The organism is Streptomyces sp. CWNU-52B, from assembly GCF_047444975.1.
Lineage (GTDB): Bacteria > Actinomycetota > Actinomycetes > Streptomycetales > Streptomycetaceae > Streptomyces.
In genome coordinates, this window is record NZ_JBLFJV010000006.1 from 218,307 (window position 1) to 235,058 (window position 16,752).

Here is a 16,752-nt window from a genome sequence, read left to right on the forward strand (position 1 = left end):
CGTTCGTCGGCCGCGGGTCCGTCTCGTGGCTGGTCGCGCCCCGCGGCGGAGCCGCACAGTGGCACAGCTCCACGCCCCTGAGAAGCGCCCCGTACCCTGTATGAGCATTACAACCCCCGTTCATCCGAGGAAGGCTTACGTCGGTCATGGCGCAGCAGGACACTGAGCAGCAGCACTCCGGAGTGCTCCCCGTGGACGACGAGGGCTTCGTCATCGACACCGAGGACTCGGAGGAGCGGGAGGCGGCGTACCGGGAGCGCGGGACCTTCCGGCCCATCACGGTCGTCGGGAATCCGGTGCTGAAGAAGGAATGCAAGGACGTCACGGAGTTCGGTGACGACCTCGCCCGGCTGGTCGACGACATGTTCGCCAGCCAGCACGTCGCCGAGGGAGTGGGGCTGGCCGCCAACCAGGTCGGCGTCGACCTCAAGGTCTTCGTCTACGACTGCCCGGACGACGAGGGCAAGCGGCACACGGGAGTGGTCTGCAACCCCGTGCTCGTCGAACTGCCCGCCGAGCAGCGTCATCTGGACGAGGGCAGCGAGGGCTGCCTCTCGGTGCCGACCGCGTACGCGCCGCTGGCCCGCCCCGACTACGCCGAGGTCACCGGGCAGGACGAGAAGGGCAACCCGATCAAGGTGCGCGGCACGGGCTACTTCGCGCGCTGCCTCCAGCACGAGACGGACCACCTGTACGGGTACCTCTACATCGACCGTCTCTCCAAGCGCGAACGCAAGGACGCGCTGCGGCAGATGGCCGAGAACGAGCCGCGGTACCCCGTCGTCGCGAACGACTGACGACCCCCGCGAGCCCGCCGCGGAGCCGCTGCGGCGTCTATGAACGTCTACGAACGTCTGTGAACGTGCGCGATCGACGGCGATCGACGGCGAACGCCTGCGAACGCCTGCGAACGTCTGTGAACGACGGTGACGGAGAACGACACACGGGGCGCGAGCGACCCGAACCCACGGCGCCCGGCCGGATTCCCTTCCGGCCGGGCGCCGTTCGCGTGTACGTAGCACGTTCGATCCTTTGTGCGTCTGTAGCGATCCATATTCAGTCACACATAGGGATATTCTCGGCACCGTGAGGCGGCGGGTGAAGCAAATCCGTTCCCAGAACGGTCAGTTGTGGTGCTGAATGGGAAGGCGGGGATATGAACGGCGCACGCCCGGTACAGCGGGAGGGGCGTGTCGTCAACAGGCGGCTGAGAGGGGTTTGTTCGTGCCTGCTTTCTCACAGAGCACCTCAACGACGTACACCTCGGCCCTCGTTCCACCGGCTCTCTCTCTTCCGGTGATCGAGACCGAGTTTCCCCGCCGGCTCCATCCGTATTGGCCCAAGCTCCAGGAGGCGACAAGGACCTGGCTCCTGGAAATGCGTCTCATGTCGGCAGCCACAGTAGAGGCATATGCCGATGGGCTTTGCTACACCGACCTCATGGCGGGCTACTACATAGGCGCGCCCGACGAGGTCCTCCAGGCGATAGCGGACTACAGCGCGTGGTTCTTCGTCTGGGACGACCGCCACGACCGGGACATCATCCACGGCAGGCCGGAAGCCTGGCAGCGGCTCAGGAGCCGGCTGCACACGGCTCTCGACTCCCCGAAGGAGCACCTGCACCACCAGGACCCCCTGGTCGCGGGGTTCGCGGACAGCATGGTGCGGCTGTACTCGTTCCTGGGGGACGGGTGGAACGCACGGTTCGCCGACCACTTCCACGCCGTCATAGAGGCGTACGACCAGGAATTCCACAACCGCACGTCGGGCATTGTCCCGACGGTCGAGGAATACCTCGAACTGCGCCGGATGACGTTCGCGCACTGGATCTGGCTCGACCTTCTCGAACCGAGCGCGGAGTACGAACTGCCCGCTGCCGTGCGGGAGAACATCTCCTATCGGCGGGCCGCTCTGCTGTGCCAGGACTTCGCCGCCTGGTACAACGATCTGTGCTCACTGCCCAAGGAGATGGCGGGCGACGAGCTCCACAATCTCGGCATCAGCCTCATTCATCACGAGGGAATGCGGCTCGATGAATCGACGAGGGAAGTCAGGCGTCGGGTCGAGGGATGCATCACCGAATTCCTCGACGTCGAACAGGAGGTATTGAGGTACGCGGAAAGAATCGGCAGCGGGTCCGCCCGCGGTGCCGCGTTGGCGGCTGCCATAAGGGCGTGCCTGTGCAATATGCGGAACTGGTTCAGTTCCGTGTACTGGTTCCACCACGAGTCGGGACGGTACATGGTCGACAACTGGGACGACCGCTCCACACCCCCGTACGTCAACAACGAAGCGGCAGGTGAGAAATGACCGTCGAGAACGTACGGCCCGCTGCGCACCGAGCGGCAGAACCGTCCACCCCGCCCCTCGCGGGGGGTGGCGTCCCCGTCCTCGGGCACGGTCTGAAACTGGCCCGCGACCCCCTGGGTTTCCTCACCCGGCTGCGCGCCGAGGGTGACGTCGTCCGGCTGCGGCTGGGCCCCAAGACGGTGTACGCGGTGACCACGCCGGCCCTCACCGGAGAGCTGGCGCTGAGCCCCGACTTCAAGATCGACGGACCTCTGTGGGAATCCCTTGAGGGCCTGCTCGGCAAGGAGGGGGTGGCGACCGCCAACGGACCGCGGCACCGGCGGCAACGGCGGACGATCCAGCCCGCGTTCCGGCTGGACGTCATCCCCGAGTACGGGCCGATCATGGAGGAGGAGGCGCACGCCCTGGCGGAGCGCTGGCGGCCCGGCGAGACGATCGACTGCACCGCGGAGTCGTTCCGCGTCGCCGTCCGCATCGCCGCCCGCTGCCTGCTGCGCGGCGACTTCATGGACGAGCGGGCCGAGCGGCTGAGCGTCGCTCTCGCCACCGTGTTCCGGGGCATGTACCGCCGTATGGTCATCCCGGCGGGTCCGCTCTACCGGCTGCCGCTCCCGGCCAATCGCGCATTCGACCGAGCGTTGGCCGATTTGCACCTTCTGGTCGACGAGATCGTGGCCGAACGCCGTGCGTCCGGTCAAAAGCCGGACGATTTGCTGACGGCATTGCTGGAGGCGAAGGACGAGAATGGCGAGCCGATCGGGGAGCAGGAGATCCACGACCAGGTGGTCGCGATACTCACCCCCGGTAGCGAAACCGTCGCTTCCACGATCATGTGGCTCCTGCAAGTCCTCAGCGAACACCCGGAACACGCGGACCGGGTACGCGAAGAGGTCAAATCGGTCGCGGGAGACCGGCCCGTCGCATTCGCGGACGTGCGGAAGCTGTCCCACACGAACAATGTCGTCGTCGAGGCCATGCGGCTGCGTCCCGCCGTATGGATATTGACGCGCCGGGCCGTGACCGAGACCGCACTCGGCGGCTATCGCATTCCGGCCGGGGCCGACATCGTCTACAGTCCGTACGCGATCCAGCGCGATGCGTGTTCGTACGACGGGAATCTGGAGTTCGACCCCGATCGCTGGCTTCCGGAACGCGCCAAGGACGTACCCAAGCACGCGATGAGCCCCTTCAGTGTGGGTAACCGGAAGTGCCCGAGCGACCACTTCTCGATGGCCCAGCTCGGTCTCATCACGGCGGCGGTGGCCTCGCGCTGGCGTCTGGAGCAGGTGTCCGAGTCGAACGACACCACCCGGGTCGGCATCACGCTGCGTCCGCACCGGCTGCTGCTGCGGGCCGTACCGAGGTGATCACGCGGTGGGCCGAGCGGTGAGGTGAGCCGCTCGGCGATCCGTGCGGCGTACGTTCAGGCGGCCTGCGGGCCCTTGAACGTACGCCGGTACGCGTGCGGGGTCGTCCCCAGCGAGCGGACGAACTGATGGCGCAGCGCGGCCGCGGTCCCGAACCCCGAGCGGTCCGCGATGAAGTCCATCGTCTCGTCCGTGGCCTCCAGCAACTCCTGTGCCAGCAGTACTCGTTGACGTAGGAGCCAGCGGTACGGGGTGGTGCCCGTCTCCTGCTGGAAGCGGCGGGCGAAGGTGCGCGGGGACATGTGCGCGCGTGCGGCGAGCTGTTCGACGGTCACCTCCTGGTCGAGGTGGCGGTCCATCCAGACGAGCACCTCGCCGACCGTGTCGCACTGCGAGCGCGGCAGCGGCCGCTCGATGTACTGGGCCTGGCCGCCGTCGCGGTGCGGGGGCACGATCATGCGGCGCGCGATGCTGTTGGCGACCTCGGGGCCCTGCTCCTTGCGGACGATGTGGAGGCAGGCGTCGATGCCGGAGGCGGTGCCCGCCGAGGTGATCACCGGGTCCGCGTCCACGTACAGCACGTCCGGTTCGACCTTCGCGCGTGGATGGCGCCGGGCCAGCGTCTCCGCGTGCCGCCAGTGGACCGCGCAGCGCCGGCCGTCGAGCAGTCCGGCCGCGCCGAGCACGAAGACCCCGGAGCAGACGCTGAGCACCTTGGCGCCGCGCTCGGTGGCCCGGACGAGGGAGTCGAGCAGCTCGGCCGGGTAGGTGCGGCCGACGTAGTGGCTCCCGGCGGGGACGACGATCAGGTCGGCCTCCTCCAGTCGGTCGAGGCCGAACGGGGTGGAGACCGTGAACCCGGGGACGTGCGTGCCCAGGCTCGGCCCCTCGGCCGAGGCGACCGCGAAGTCGTACACCGGGAGTCCGTCGTCGCTGCGGTCGAGGCCGAACACCTCGCACACGACGCCGAGTTCGAATGGATGCACTCCGTCGAGCAGGACGGCGGCCACGTTGGTCAGCATGCTGCCAGTGTGCACCGGATCTGGCAGGAAATCGAGGGTGTGCGGCAGTACTGCCACTCACGGTAAGGAGCGTCAGGCGCGACAGTGGTGTCCATGAATACGACACAGCTGGAAGGCCTGATCGGAATGCTCACCGTCCTCGGAATCCTCGTCCTGCTCGTCCTCCCCTCGGTGTTCGGCATCGTGCACGACCGCCGCGTCGACCGTCAGCTCCGGGAGGCCGAACGCGGCGCCCCGGACCGCGCCCCGGGCTCGCCGTCGCCGCGGGCCCGTACGGAGCGCGCCCTGGGCGGGATCTCGGCCGCGGACGTCACCCGGGCGGCGTGAGCGAGCGCGCCGCCCGCCCAAGGAAAACCCGGCGGCCCCCGTCGCTCCCCTCCGGCACACTGCGGGGCATGGACATCGTGATCAGACGGGCGGAGCCCGCGGAGTACCCGGCGCTGGGGGAGATCACCGCGCAGGCCTATCTCGGGGACGGGCTGCTCGACTTCGGCGGGGGCGACCCGTACCTCGCCGAACTGCGCGACGCCGCCGGGCGGGCCGCCGCGGGCGAGGTGCTGGTGGCCGTGGAGGTCGCGGGGTCGCCGGGAGCGCCCCGCGGCCGGCTCCTCGGTGGTGTGACCTTCGTACCGGCCGGCGGACCCATGGCCGACATCGCAGGCGCGGGCGAGGCCGAGATACGGATGCTGGCGGTCGCGAAGGAAGCCCGCGGCCGGGGCGTCGGCACCTCTCTCGTACGCGCCTGCGTCGAACGCGCACGGGCCACGGACGGCTGCGCGAGCGTCGTCCTGTCCACCCAGCGCACCATGCGCAGCGCCCATCGCGTCTACGAGCGGCTCGGTTTCACCCGCACCCCCGCCCGGGACTGGAACCCCCTCCCGCAGCTGGACGACATCACGCTCCTCACCTACGAACTGACGCTCTGACACACGCCGACACAACATGTAGGGGTGCTTCCGGAGCCCGGCACAAGATGTATGCTCATGCTCGCTGTCGTCGCAGGGGAATCCGGTGCAAATCCGGAACTGTCCCGCAACGGTGTACTTGTACGCGTATGCCCGCATGCCGTCGTACAAGAGTCAGTCCGAGGACCTGCCGACAGCGCGCCCAGACCGTCCGGTCCGGGCGCATGACGTCCGGGCCTCGTGGAGTGGGCCGGTGGACGCGGCGTGGCGCTGCGCAGAGCGCGTACTCCCGTGTGCCCCGAACCCCTCTCCCCGCAGGCCCCCGTGCCGAGCGAGGGAGAGCCCCACGTGACCATCGCGCCAGCCGATCCGGTCTCCGCGACAGGGACCGCGACAGGGTCCGCGACAGCGCCCCGGGTCCAGCAGGACAGGGCCGAGACCGACGGACCGGGAGCCGCGCTGCTGCGGACCCTGACCGACTTCACCGTCGACCTCCCCGGCGCCGACCCCGGCAAGGTCGCCGCCGCCGCACTGCGCGGCAGGTCCGCCGCCGCGGACGAGCCTGAGCTGCGCGAGCTCGCCACGGAGGCGGCCGCGGGTCTCATCTCCGAGGACCCGGTCTACTCGAAGCTGGCCGCGCGGCTGCTCACCGTCGGCATCGCCGAGGAAGCCGCCTCGCAGGGCGTGCGCTCCTTCTCCGAGTCGGTCGCCGTCGGCCACCGCGAGGGCCTGATCGCCGACCGCACGGCCGAGTTCGTACGTGCCCACGCGGCCCGGCTCGACGCGCTGATCGACCTCGAAGGCGACGACCGCTTCGGCTACTTCGGACTGCGCACCCTGCACAGCCGGTATCTGCTGCGGCACCCGATCACCCGGTCCGTCATCGAGACGCCCCAGCACTTCATGCTGCGGGTGGCGAGCGGTCTCGCCGAGGACACCGGGCCCGATCCCCGGGCGGGCACCCGCTCGGTCGACGAAGTGGCGTCCCTGTACCGGCTGATGAGCCACCTCGACTACCTGCCCTCCTCGCCCACCCTCTTCAACTCCGGTACGCGGCACCCCCAGATGTCGTCCTGCTACCTCCTCGACTCCCCGCTGGACGAGCTGGACTCCATCTACGACCGCTACCACCAGGTGGCGCGCCTCTCCAAGCACGCGGGCGGCATCGGGCTCTCGTACTCCCGGATCCGCTCCCGGGGTTCACTGATCCGGGGCACGAACGGCCACTCGAACGGCGTCGTCCCCTTCCTGAAGACCCTCGACGCCTCGGTCGCCGCGGTGAACCAGGGCGGCCGGCGCAAGGGTGCCGCCGCGGTCTACCTGGAGACCTGGCACTCCGACATCGAGGAGTTCCTGGAGCTGCGCGACAACACCGGTGAGGACGCCCGGCGTACGCACAACCTGAACCTCGCGCACTGGATCCCGGACGAGTTCATGCGCCGGGTGGACGAGGGCCGTGACTGGTCGCTGTTCTCTCCCTCGGACGTGCCTGAGCTGGTCGACCTGTGGGGCGACGAGTTCGACACCGCGTACCGCGGGGCGGAGGCCGCCGGGCTCGCGAAGAAGACCATCCCGGCCCGCGATCTGTACGGCCGTATGATGCGCACCCTCGCGCAGACCGGCAACGGCTGGATGACCTTCAAGGACGCCGCCAACCGCACGGCCAACCAGACGGCGCTGCCCGGCCACACCGTCCACTCCTCGAACCTGTGCACCGAGATCCTGGAGGTCACGGACGACGGGGAGACCGCGGTCTGCAACCTCGGCTCGGTCAACCTGGGCGGCTTCGTCGACGCCGGCACGCAGGACATCGACTGGGAGCGGCTTGACGCGACGGTCCGTACCGCCGTGACCTTCCTCGACCGGGTCGTCGACATCAACTTCTACCCGACCGAGCAGGCGGGCCGCTCCAACACCAGGTGGCGGCCGGTCGGTCTGGGCGCGATGGGCCTGCAGGACGTGTTCTTCAAGCTGCGGCTGCCGTTCGACTCCCCGCAGGCGCGGGCGCTCTCCACCCGGATCGCCGAGCGGATCATGCTCGCCGCGTACGAGGCGTCCGCCGACCTCGCCGAGCGCAACGGCCCGCTGCCCGCCTGGGAGAAGACCCGTACGGCCCAGGGCGTGCTCCACCCGGACCACTACGACGTCGAGCTCAACTGGCCGGAGCGCTGGGCGGCCCTGCGCGAGCGGATCGCCGCCGTCGGCATGCGCAACTCGCTGCTGCTCGCGATCGCTCCCACCGCCACCATCGCGTCCATCGCGGGCGTGTACGAGTGCATCGAGCCGCAGGTGTCCAACCTGTTCAAGCGCGAGACCCTGTCCGGCGAGTTCCTCCAGGTCAACTCCTACCTGGTGGCCGAGTTGAAGAAGCTCGGCGTGTGGGACGCGCAGACCCGGGAGGCGCTGCGCGAGTCGTCCGGCTCGGTGCAGGGCTTCACCTGGGTCCCGCAGGACGTGCGCGACCTGTACCGCACGGCGTGGGAGATCCCGCAGCGCGGCCTGATCGACATGGCCGCGGCCAGGACCCCGTTCCTGGACCAGGCCCAGTCGCTGAACCTGTTCCTGGAGACGCCGACCATCGGCAAGCTCTCCTCGATGTACGCGTACGCCTGGAAGTCGGGCCTGAAGACGACGTACTACCTGCGCTCGCGCCCGGCGACCCGCATCGCCCGCGCCGCCCGGGCCCAGGCCCAGACGCAGGCCCAGCCCGAGCCGCAGCCCGCGAAGGCCATTCCCGTCCAGCAGGCCACCGATCCGGACGCGATCGCCTGCTCCCTTGAGAACCCCGAGTCCTGCGAGGCCTGCCAGTAATGACCACCGCACCTGACGCACCAGAGAAGACCGACAACAACGATGTGGCCGTGAAGGCCGTGAAGGCCGAGAAGAACCTCCTCGACCCGGGCTTCGAACTGACCCTGCGCCCCATGCGCTACCCGGACTTCTACGAGCGCTACCGGGACGCGATCAAGAACACCTGGACCGTCGAGGAGGTCGACCTCCACTCGGACGTCACCGACCTCGCGAAGCTGACACCGGGTGAGCAGCACATGATCGGCCGACTGGTCGCGTTCTTCGCGACGGGCGACTCGATCGTGTCGAACAACCTGGTGCTGACGCTGTACAAGCACATCAACTCCCCGGAGGCCCGGCTGTATCTGAGCCGCCAGCTCTTCGAGGAGGCCGTGCACGTCCAGTTCTATCTGACGCTGCTCGACACCTATCTGCCCGACCCGGCGGACCGGGCCGCCGCCTTCGACGCCGTCGAGAGCATCCCGTCCATCAGGGAGAAGGCCGAGTTCTGCTTCAAGTGGATGGACTCGGTGGAGAAGCTGGACCGGCTGGAGACGAAGGCCGACCGCCGCCGCTTCCTGCTGAACCTCATCTGCTTCGCCGCGTGCATCGAGGGGCTGTTCTTCTACGGGGCCTTCGCGTACGTCTACTGGTTCCGCAGCCGGGGTCTGCTGCACGGCCTGGCGACGGGCACCAACTGGGTGTTCCGCGACGAGACGATGCACATGTCCTTCGCTTTCGAGGTGGTCGACACCGTCCGCAAGGAGGAGCCGGAGCTCTTCGACGACGAACTCCGCCGGCAGGTCACCGACATGATGCGCGAGGCGGTCGAGGCGGAGCTGCAGTTCGGGCGCGACCTGTGCGGTGAGGGCCTGCCGGGCATGAACACCGAGTCGATGCGCCAGTACCTGGAGTGCGTGGCGGACCAGCGTCTGCAGCGCCTCGGCCTGGAGCCGGTCTACGGCTCCGAGAACCCGTTCTCCTTCATGGAGCTGCAGGGGGTCCAGGAGCTGACCAACTTCTTCGAACGCCGGCCGTCGGCGTACCAGGTCGCGGTGGAGGGCTCGGTGTCGTTCGACGACGAGTTCTAGGCCGCAGCACGACGCCGGAGGGGCTGATTCTCAGGAGAACCAGCCCCTCCGGCGCCTTCTTCCAGCCCCTCCGGCGTTTGAGGAGCGGGGGTCCGGGGGCGGAGCCCCCGAGTGAGTGACGGGATCGGGCAGGGGCGGCGGGGGCGAAACCCCTAGTGGCTGCTCCCGGCCGTGGCCGGCGGCAGCTCCACCTGAACCCCCTTGTCCCCCGCGTCGACCGTGTAGTCCGCGGGCGACGTCTCATCGACACCCTCGGGAGCCTTCACCGCCCGCAGGACGAACGTCAGCACCACGGTCACGATCACGTTCAGCACGATCGCCGTCATGCCGATGTACCCGATCTCGCCGATCCCGGGGATCTCGTCCGAAGAGCCACCGAAGTGCTTCTGCGTCGGCGAGGCCACCCCGTACGCGGCGATCGTGCCGTACGCCATGCCGACCGCCCAGCCCGCGAGCAGCGCCCACCGGTGGAACCAGCGGGTGAACAGGCCACCGACCAGCGCCGGGAAGGTCTGCAGGATCCAGATGCCGCCGAGCAGCTGGAAGTTGATCGCCACGGTCTTGTCCATGGTCAGGACGAAGACGAGCGCGCCCACCTTCACAAGGAGCGAGACCAGCTTGGAGACCTTGGTCTCCTGCGCGGGCGTCGCGTCGGGCTTGATGAAGTCCTTGTAGATGTTGCGGGTGAACAGGTTCGCCGCCGCGATGGACATGATGGCCGCCGGCACCAGCGCGCCGATGCCGATCGCCGCGAAGGCGACCCCCGCGAACCAGTCGGGGAACATGGTCTCGAAGAGCTGCGGGATCGCCAGCTGCCCGTTGTCCACCTTGATGCCGGCCGCGATCGCCATGAAGCCGAGCAGCGCGAGCAGGCCCAGCATCAGCGAGTACAGCGGCAGGATCGTGGTGTTGCGCCGGATCACCTCACGGCTGCGGCTGGACAGCGTCGCCGTGATCGAGTGCGGGTACATGAAGAGGGCCAGCGCGGAGCCGAGCGCGAGCGTCGCGTACGTCCACTGGCCCGCCTCACCCGGTGCCAGGGCGCCGCGTGGCGCGCCGGTCGCGGGGTTGGTCTGGCTGTAGGCCTCACCGGCCTTGGCGAAGATCTCGTCGAAGCCGCCCAGCTTGATCGGGATGTAGATGATCGCGACCGTGATGACGATGTAGATCAGCGTGTCCTTGACGAACGCGATCAGGGCGGGTGCGCGCAGCCCGGACGAGTACGTGTACGCGGCCAGCACGGCGAAGGCGATGAGCAGCGGCAGGTCCTTGACGAACCAGTTGGTGTCCTCACCGCCGCCGACGCCCATCACGTCGAGGACGGCCTGGATGCCCACCAACTGCAGTGCGATGTACGGCATCGTCGCGAGGATGCCGGTGACGGCGACCGCGAGCGACAGCCCCTTCGAGCCGAAGCGCCCGCGCACGAAGTCCGACGTCGTCACGTACCCGTGCTTGTGCGACACCGACCAGAGGCGGGGGAGGAAGGTGAAGATGAGGGGGTAGACCAGGATCGTGTAAGGGACGGCGAAGAAGCCCGCCGCGCCCGCCGCGTAGATCGCCGCCGGGACCGCCACGAACGTGTAAGCCGTGTAGAGGTCGCCGCCGAGCAGGAACCAGGTGACCCAGGTGCCGAACGATCTTCCGCCCAGGCCCCATTCGTCGAGGGTCTGTTCGTTGGCGGACCGGCGCCAGCGCGAGGCCATGAAGCCCATGACCGTGACGGCCAGGAAGAAGAAGATGAAGACGGCGAGTGCCACGCCGTTCACGCCGTCCTTCATGCGGACACGCCCCCGTTCTGCGACTTGCGGGCGCGCTGGTCACGGTTCCACAGGAAGTACGCGGTCATCGTGAGCGCGGTCGAGATGAGCACCCACAGCATCTGGTACCAGTAGAAGAACGGGATGCCGATGAAGGTGGGGTCGACCTTCGCGTACGACCCCACCCAGAGCAGTGCCACGAACGGCGCGATCAGGCAGAGGGCGATCACCACCCGGACCGGTGTCACCACCGGCGGATTCCCCTCGGGCGCTCCTGGCGCATCCGGTGTTTCTGACATACGGCGGCTCCGTCCCCTCACTGATCACCTGTGCAACGCGCAGGAAATCTAAGGGACGTTTCCGCTTTATGGAACCCCTGTCCGCATAACGGATGTGCCGCGCCGCTCGCTCGACACCATGCCGGACAGCGGCTCTGAGAACGGCTTCCGACAGCAGCCCTCAGCAGCAGCGGAAACCCCGCCGGGGATCCTCCTCCTGACGGTCCGTGCGCATCCGCTCGAACGCACGCCGCGAGGGCACATCGGCATCGGGCCGGTCCCTGCGCACATGCGCGACGTAACGGTCGTACGCGGACTCGTCGGTGAACTCCCGTACGTACCAGCGCACGCCTCTCACCGCCTTAACCGCCTGGTGCAGCGCCGACCGCATCGCGTACCTCCTCCTTCTCCTCCTTGGTCGGGATCAGCCCGGCCGGAGCGACGATCTGCGACTCGACGTACGGTGCCTCGCTGAGGGTGGAGAGCGCGGGACGGCGTACATGCCGGATGCACACCCTCGTCGCGTCCACGATCACGATCACGATGAGCAGGGCGAGCGCCGCCGTGAGGACGCCGTCGACCGTGGAGTTCGTGACGATCGTGTGCATGTCGTCCATGTTCTTGGCGGGCGCGATGACCTCGCCCCGGTCGATGCCGCCCTGGTAGACCGAGCGTTGCTCGAAGAAGCCGACGCGCGGGTCGCCGGAGAAGACCTTCTGCCAGCTCGCGGTCAGGGTGACGGTGGCGTCCCAGACGAGTGGGATGCCGGTGATCCAGGCCCACTTGAGGCGGCCGGACTTCACCAGCAGGGTCGTGCAGACCGCCAGGGCGACGGCGGCGAGGAGTTGGTTGGAGATGCCGAAGATCGGGAACAACTGGTTGATCCCGCCGAGCGGTTCATGGACGCCCACCCACAGGAAGTAGCCCCACAGACCGCAGACGATGCCGCTCGTGATGACGAGTCCGGGCTTCCAGCTCACGTTCTTGAAAGGTTTGTAGAGGTTGCCCAGGGTGTCCTGGAGCATGAAGCGGCCCACCCGGGTGCCCGCGTCCAGCGCGGTCAGGATGAACAGCGCCTCGAACATGATGGCGAAGTGATACCAGAACGCGCGCAGGCCGTTCCCGGTGACCTCGGAGAAGATCTCCGAGACGCCGACCGCGAGGGTGGGCGCGCCGCCGGTCCGCGAGAGCAGGGACGCCTCCTCGACGTTCTTCGCCGCGGCGGCCAGGTCCCCGGGGGAGATCTGGTACCCCCAGCCGCCCACGACCTGTGAGGCGTTCTGGACCGTGTCCCCGATGACCCCGGCGGGCGCGTTCATCGCGAAGTACAGCCCCGGATCGATGACGGACGCCGCGACCAGCGCCATGACGGCCACGGCCGACTCCATGAGCATGGAGCCGTACCCGATCATCCGGACCTGCGTCTCCTTCTGGATCATCTTCGGCGTCGTACCGGAGGAGATCAGGGCGTGGAAGCCGGAGAGCGCACCGCAGGCGATGGTGATGAAGACGAACGGGAAGAGCGAGCCCGCGAAGACCGGCCCGTCGCCCTGCGAGGCGAAGTCCGTCACCGCGTCCATCTTCAGGGTCGGCAGCGTGACCACGACACCGAGCGCGAGCAGCACGATCGTGCCGATCTTCATGAAGGTGGAGAGGTAGTCGCGCGGCGCCAGCAGCATCCACACGGGCAGGATCGACGCGATGAACCCGTACGCCACCAGCCAGACGACCAGTGTCGAGGGCGCGAGCGTGAACGTGCCGGCCCAGGACGACTCGGCGACCCAGCGTCCGGCGACCAGCGCGAACAGCAGCAGCGCCACACCGATCAGCGAGACCTCGGTGACCCGGCCGGGCCTCAGGACGCGCAGATAGAAGCCCATCAGCAGGGCGATCGGGAACGTCATCGCGATGGAGAAGGTGCCCCACGGCGACTGGGCGAGCGCGTTGACGACGACCAGCGCGAGCACCCCGAGCAGGATGATCATGATGGCGAAGGCGGCGACCAGGGCGGCCGCGCCGCCGAACGGGCCGATCTCCTCGCGCGCCATCTGCCCCAGCGACCTGCCGTCCCGGCGGGTGGAGAAGAACAGCACGATCATGTCCTGGACCGCGCCCGCGAAGATCACGCCGACGATGATCCAGATGGTGCCGGGCAGATACCCCATCTGCGCGGCCAGCACGGGCCCCACCAGCGGCCCCGCGCCCGCGATCGCCGCGAAGTGGTGGCCGAGCAGCACCCGCCGGTCGGTGGGATGGAAGTCGATGCCGTTGTTGAGCCGCTCGGCGGGCGTGGCCCGGGTCTTGTCGACCTTCAGGACCCTGTAGGCGATGAACTTCGCGTAGAAGCGATAGGCGATGGCGTACGAGCCGAGGGCGGCCGCGACCATCCAGGCGGCCGAGACCTCCTCGCCCCGCGAGAGCGCGAGCACGGACCACCCGGCCGCGCTCACCAGCGCGACGAGGGTCCAGATGACGATGCTGCGAGGAGTTGCCTTACGAGGTCTGTCGCTGTGCACGGGTCGTCCTCCCGTCCATGGATGACGGGAGGACGGTAGAACAGGACGAGCACCAACGCCACACCAGGCACGGTCTCTTGTCTTGAGACGCGGGGAACGGCGCAATCCTTTAGGGGCGCGGGGCTGTGTCGATATGCGGCTCCGCCGCGTGGGCGCGACCAGCCACAAGGCACCCGCCCCCGACAACGCCCCCGCGCACCTACTCCGTGGGCCTCTTCAACCGCGCAACGAACTTGTACCGATCCCCCCGGTACACCGACCGCACCCACTCCACCGGCTGCTCATCCTTGTCCAGCGAATGCCGCGACAACATCAGCATCGGCAACCCCACATCCGTCCCGAGCAACCCCGCCTCCCGAGGAGTCGCCAGCGACGTCTCGATCGTCTCCTCCGCCTCCGCCAGATGCACGTCGTACACCTCGGCCAACGCGGTGTACAGCGACGTGTACTTCACCAGCGACCTCCGCAACGCGGGAAACCGCTTCGCGGACAGATGCGTCGTCTCGATCGCCATCGGCTCCCCGCTGGCGAGCCGCAGCCGCTCGATCCGCAGCACCCGCCCCCCGGCCGTGATGTCGAGCAACTCCGCGAGCGCGTCGTCCGCGGTGATGTAGCCGATGTCCAGGAGCTGCGAGGTCGGCTCGAGCCCCTGCGCCCGCATGTCCTCGGTGTACGAGGTGAGCTGCAGCGCCTGCGACACCTTCGGCTTCGCGACGAACGTGCCCTTGCCCTGGATGCGTTCGAGGCGCCCCTCGACGACCAGCTCCTGGAGCGCCTGGCGCACCGTCGTGCGCGAGGTGTCGAACTCCGCGGCGAGCGTGCGCTCGGGCGGTACCGGCGTACCGGGCGGCAGCGTGTCCGTCATGTCGAGCAGGTGCTTCTTGAGGCGGTAGTACTTGGGCACGCGCGCGGTACGGATGGGGGCCCCACCCTCGTTCTCCGCACTGCTGACGTCGGTGCTCATACTCTGCCTTCCCGGCTCCGGGTGCCGTCGCGGCCGATGTACGCGCCGGCCACGGCTCACATCGTGGCACGCCCAGTCGTGCGAGTGTCCTCCCCGCACGCTGCGTGATCCCCTCTATATACCGTCGGGGTCCCTTTTGGTCTAGTCCACCAGGAGGCCGGGGCAGGTGGCGGACCCTGTCATGACCTGCGCACGCGTACGGCCGTACCCGCGCGCGAGTGTGTCCGATCTGCCGCGCGTGCAGTGAAAGGTCCCTGCATATGTAGGTCCCGTAACGGACGGTCGGGAGGGCCTTTTCCACCCTTGACACCCTTCTAGGTCTAGGCCAAGCTCCCCGTACTGGTCTAAACCATTGAGGACCAGGTCCCAGCCCCACGGGCAGTACTCGTCGTAAGTCACGCGGTGGGCAGGGGGGTTGCTGGCATCCCTGAGGAGGATGACGTGAATCGCAAGCTCATCGCGGCCGTCGGTGTCGCGGGCATGTTGATGTCGGTCGCTGCCTGTGGCGGCGACGACGGTGACGGTGGCGGCAAGGCGGGGGCCGACGGTTACAAGGGTCAGACCCTGACCGTCTGGGCCATGGACGGCTCCACGCCGCCCGGCTGGACCAAGGACCTCACGGCGGCCTTCGAGAAGAAGACCAAGGCCAAGCTGAAGTTCGAGACCCAGCAGTGGAACGGCATCCAGCAGAAGATCACCACCTCGCTCTCCGAGGAGAACCCGCCGGACGTGCTGGAGGTCGGCAACACCCAGACCCCCGCCTACGCGGCCACCGGAGGCCTCGCCGATCTGAGCGACCTCAAGGCGGAGATCGGCGCCGACTGGACCAAGGCCCTCAACGAGTCCTCGGTCTTCGACGGCAAGCAGTACGCCGCCCCGTGGTACTTCGCCAACCGCGTCGTCATCTACAACAAGAAGGTCTGGGCCGACGCCGGCATCAAGGACACCCCCAAGACGCGGGCCGAGTTCCTCGACGCCCTCAAGACCATCGACAAGAAGACCGACGCCGAGCCGATCTACCTGCCCGGCCAGAACTGGTACTTCTTCGACGGCCTGACCATCGGCCAGGGCGCCGACCTGGTGAAGAAGGAAGGGGACAAGTACGTCTCCAACCTCGCGGACCCGAAGGTCGGCAAGGCCATGGAGATCTACCAGGACTACCAGTCCTACTCCAAGGCCCCCAAGGACAAGGACGAGGCCACCCCGCAGCAGGCCGAGGTCTTCGCCAAGGGCGACGTCGGCGCCTTCGTCGGCATGGGCTGGGAGGCCGGCACGGCCATCGCGGCCAACAAGAAGATAGAGAAGGACATCGGCTACTTCACCATCCCCGGTGAGACGGCCGACCAGCCCGAGGGTGTCTTCCTCGGCGGCTCCAACTTCGCGGTCGCCGCGGGCAGCAAGAAGCAGGAGCTCGCCAAGGAGTTCCTGAAGCTCGCCCTGTCCGACAAGTTCGAGGGCGCGCTCGCCAAGGAGAACGGCGTCATCCCGAACAAGGAGTCGCTGCAGACCAACCTCGTGGGCAACGGCGCGGCCGAGGCCGCAGCCCCCGCCGCGGCCGGCGGTGGCACCACCCCGCTGATCCCCGAGTGGGCCGCCGTGGAGAACGACCCGAACCCGGTCAAGGCCTACATGACCGCGGTTCTGAAGGGTAAGTCGCCGGCCGCCGCCGCCAAGCAGGTCGAGGCCGAGATCAACAAGCGGCTCGCGCAGAGCAACTGATCACCTTCGTGCCGGGGACGGCCTGCCCGT

The 16,752-nt window shown here is 68.3% G+C and carries 14 protein-coding genes and 1 riboswitch; of the genes, 8 read left to right on the forward strand and 6 right to left on the reverse strand.

What is annotated here, in order from left to right:
• Window positions 1-146: 146 nt before the first annotated feature.
• The 3 genes from def to ACLVWQ_RS08395 all read left to right on the forward strand — a co-directional run bounded on the left by def (window position 147) and on the right by ACLVWQ_RS08395 (window position 3,677).
• Complete coding sequence (gene def, locus ACLVWQ_RS08385; protein WP_414107593.1) at window positions 147-797, forward strand: peptide deformylase; 651 nt, start codon at window positions 147-149, stop codon at window positions 795-797.
• Between the two features lie 427 nt (window positions 798-1,224).
• A complete protein-coding gene (gene cyc1, locus ACLVWQ_RS08390; RefSeq protein ID WP_414107594.1) occupies window positions 1,225-2,310 on the forward strand; it encodes an epi-isozizaene synthase in 1,086 nt (361 codons plus the stop codon).
• Window positions 2,307-3,677: a cytochrome P450 gene (locus tag ACLVWQ_RS08395; RefSeq protein ID WP_414107595.1), complete on the forward strand. Its 1,371-nt coding sequence runs from the start codon at window positions 2,307-2,309 to the stop codon at window positions 3,675-3,677. Before cyc1 ends, ACLVWQ_RS08395 begins: the two co-directional genes overlap by 4 nt.
• A gap of 56 nt (window positions 3,678-3,733) precedes the next feature.
• On the opposite strand, the gene ACLVWQ_RS08400 is transcribed toward ACLVWQ_RS08395, so the two are convergent.
• Window positions 3,734-4,699 carry a helix-turn-helix domain-containing protein gene (locus ACLVWQ_RS08400; RefSeq protein WP_414107596.1) on the reverse strand — a complete coding sequence of 322 codons (966 nt, stop codon included), beginning with the start codon at window positions 4,697-4,699 and terminating at the stop codon, window positions 3,734-3,736.
• Window positions 4,700-4,792: 93 nt separating this feature from the next.
• Between ACLVWQ_RS08400 and ACLVWQ_RS08405 the strand changes: the two genes are divergently transcribed.
• The 4 genes from ACLVWQ_RS08405 (at window position 4,793) to ACLVWQ_RS08420 (ending at window position 9,485) form a co-directional block, all read left to right on the forward strand.
• A complete protein-coding gene (locus ACLVWQ_RS08405) occupies window positions 4,793-5,026 on the forward strand; it encodes a hypothetical protein (RefSeq protein ID WP_414107597.1) in 234 nt (77 codons plus the stop codon).
• Between the two features lie 68 nt (window positions 5,027-5,094).
• On the forward strand, window positions 5,095-5,625 hold the full coding sequence (locus ACLVWQ_RS08410; RefSeq protein ID WP_414107598.1) for a GNAT family N-acetyltransferase: 531 nt from the start codon (window positions 5,095-5,097) through the stop codon (window positions 5,623-5,625).
• A 21-nt stretch (window positions 5,626-5,646) separates the two neighbouring features.
• Window positions 5,647-5,814, forward strand: a riboswitch (cobalamin riboswitch).
• 138 nt (window positions 5,815-5,952) lie between these two features.
• The gene (locus tag ACLVWQ_RS08415) at window positions 5,953-8,415 is read left to right on the forward strand and encodes a ribonucleoside-diphosphate reductase subunit alpha (RefSeq protein ID WP_414107599.1); all 2,463 of its coding nucleotides are present in this window, start codon (window positions 5,953-5,955) and stop codon (window positions 8,413-8,415) included.
• Window positions 8,416-8,528: 113 nt separating this feature from the next.
• Window positions 8,529-9,485, forward strand: a complete 957-nt coding sequence (locus ACLVWQ_RS08420) for a ribonucleotide-diphosphate reductase subunit beta (protein WP_414107824.1) — start codon at window positions 8,529-8,531, stop codon at window positions 9,483-9,485.
• Window positions 9,486-9,637: 152 nt separating this feature from the next.
• Here the strand turns inward: ACLVWQ_RS08420 and mctP are convergent, their stop codons facing one another.
• The 5 genes from mctP to ACLVWQ_RS08445 all read right to left on the reverse strand — a co-directional run bounded on the left by mctP (window position 9,638) and on the right by ACLVWQ_RS08445 (window position 15,003).
• Complete coding sequence (gene mctP / locus ACLVWQ_RS08425) at window positions 9,638-11,266, reverse strand: monocarboxylate uptake permease MctP (protein ID WP_414107600.1); 1,629 nt, start codon at window positions 11,264-11,266, stop codon at window positions 9,638-9,640.
• Window positions 11,263-11,544 carry a DUF3311 domain-containing protein gene (locus tag ACLVWQ_RS08430; RefSeq protein ID WP_414107601.1) on the reverse strand — a complete coding sequence of 94 codons (282 nt, stop codon included), beginning with the start codon at window positions 11,542-11,544 and terminating at the stop codon, window positions 11,263-11,265. Before ACLVWQ_RS08430 ends, mctP begins: the two co-directional genes overlap by 4 nt.
• Before the next feature lie 160 nt (window positions 11,545-11,704).
• Window positions 11,705-11,914: a YbdD/YjiX family protein gene (locus ACLVWQ_RS08435; RefSeq protein WP_414107602.1), complete on the reverse strand. Its 210-nt coding sequence runs from the start codon at window positions 11,912-11,914 to the stop codon at window positions 11,705-11,707.
• Window positions 11,886-14,039, reverse strand: a complete 2,154-nt coding sequence (locus ACLVWQ_RS08440; RefSeq protein WP_414107603.1) for a carbon starvation CstA family protein — start codon at window positions 14,037-14,039, stop codon at window positions 11,886-11,888. Before ACLVWQ_RS08440 ends, ACLVWQ_RS08435 begins: the two co-directional genes overlap by 29 nt.
• A 199-nt stretch (window positions 14,040-14,238) precedes the next feature.
• Window positions 14,239-15,003: a GntR family transcriptional regulator gene (locus ACLVWQ_RS08445; RefSeq protein WP_414107604.1), complete on the reverse strand. Its 765-nt coding sequence runs from the start codon at window positions 15,001-15,003 to the stop codon at window positions 14,239-14,241.
• A 441-nt stretch (window positions 15,004-15,444) separates the two neighbouring features.
• Between ACLVWQ_RS08445 and ACLVWQ_RS08450 the strand changes: the two genes are divergently transcribed.
• A complete protein-coding gene (locus tag ACLVWQ_RS08450; RefSeq protein ID WP_414107605.1) occupies window positions 15,445-16,722 on the forward strand; it encodes an extracellular solute-binding protein in 1,278 nt (425 codons plus the stop codon).
• Window positions 16,723-16,752: the final 30 nt, after the last annotated feature.

What these genes read in the sequence shown, in the direction of transcription:
- mctP (WP_414107600.1), bottom strand. Translation starts at nt 11,266, where the DNA reads ATGAAGGACGGCGTGAACGGCGTGGCACTCGCCGTCTTCATCTTCTTC.
- ACLVWQ_RS08445 (WP_414107604.1), bottom strand. Translation starts at nt 15,003, where the DNA reads ATGAGCACCGACGTCAGCAGTGCGGAGAACGAGGGTGGGGCCCCCATC.
- ACLVWQ_RS08420 (WP_414107824.1), top strand. Translation starts at nt 8,529, where the DNA reads ATGCGCTACCCGGACTTCTACGAGCGCTACCGGGACGCGATCAAGAAC.
- ACLVWQ_RS08435 (WP_414107602.1), bottom strand. Translation starts at nt 11,914, where the DNA reads ATGCGGTCGGCGCTGCACCAGGCGGTTAAGGCGGTGAGAGGCGTGCGC.
- ACLVWQ_RS08395 (WP_414107595.1), top strand. Translation starts at nt 2,307, where the DNA reads ATGACCGTCGAGAACGTACGGCCCGCTGCGCACCGAGCGGCAGAACCG.
- def (WP_414107593.1), top strand. Translation starts at nt 147, where the DNA reads ATGGCGCAGCAGGACACTGAGCAGCAGCACTCCGGAGTGCTCCCCGTG.
- ACLVWQ_RS08430 (WP_414107601.1), bottom strand. Translation starts at nt 11,544, where the DNA reads ATGTCAGAAACACCGGATGCGCCAGGAGCGCCCGAGGGGAATCCGCCG.
- ACLVWQ_RS08410 (WP_414107598.1), top strand. Translation starts at nt 5,095, where the DNA reads ATGGACATCGTGATCAGACGGGCGGAGCCCGCGGAGTACCCGGCGCTG.
- ACLVWQ_RS08405 (WP_414107597.1), top strand. Translation starts at nt 4,793, where the DNA reads ATGAATACGACACAGCTGGAAGGCCTGATCGGAATGCTCACCGTCCTC.
- ACLVWQ_RS08400 (WP_414107596.1), bottom strand. Translation starts at nt 4,699, where the DNA reads ATGCTGACCAACGTGGCCGCCGTCCTGCTCGACGGAGTGCATCCATTC.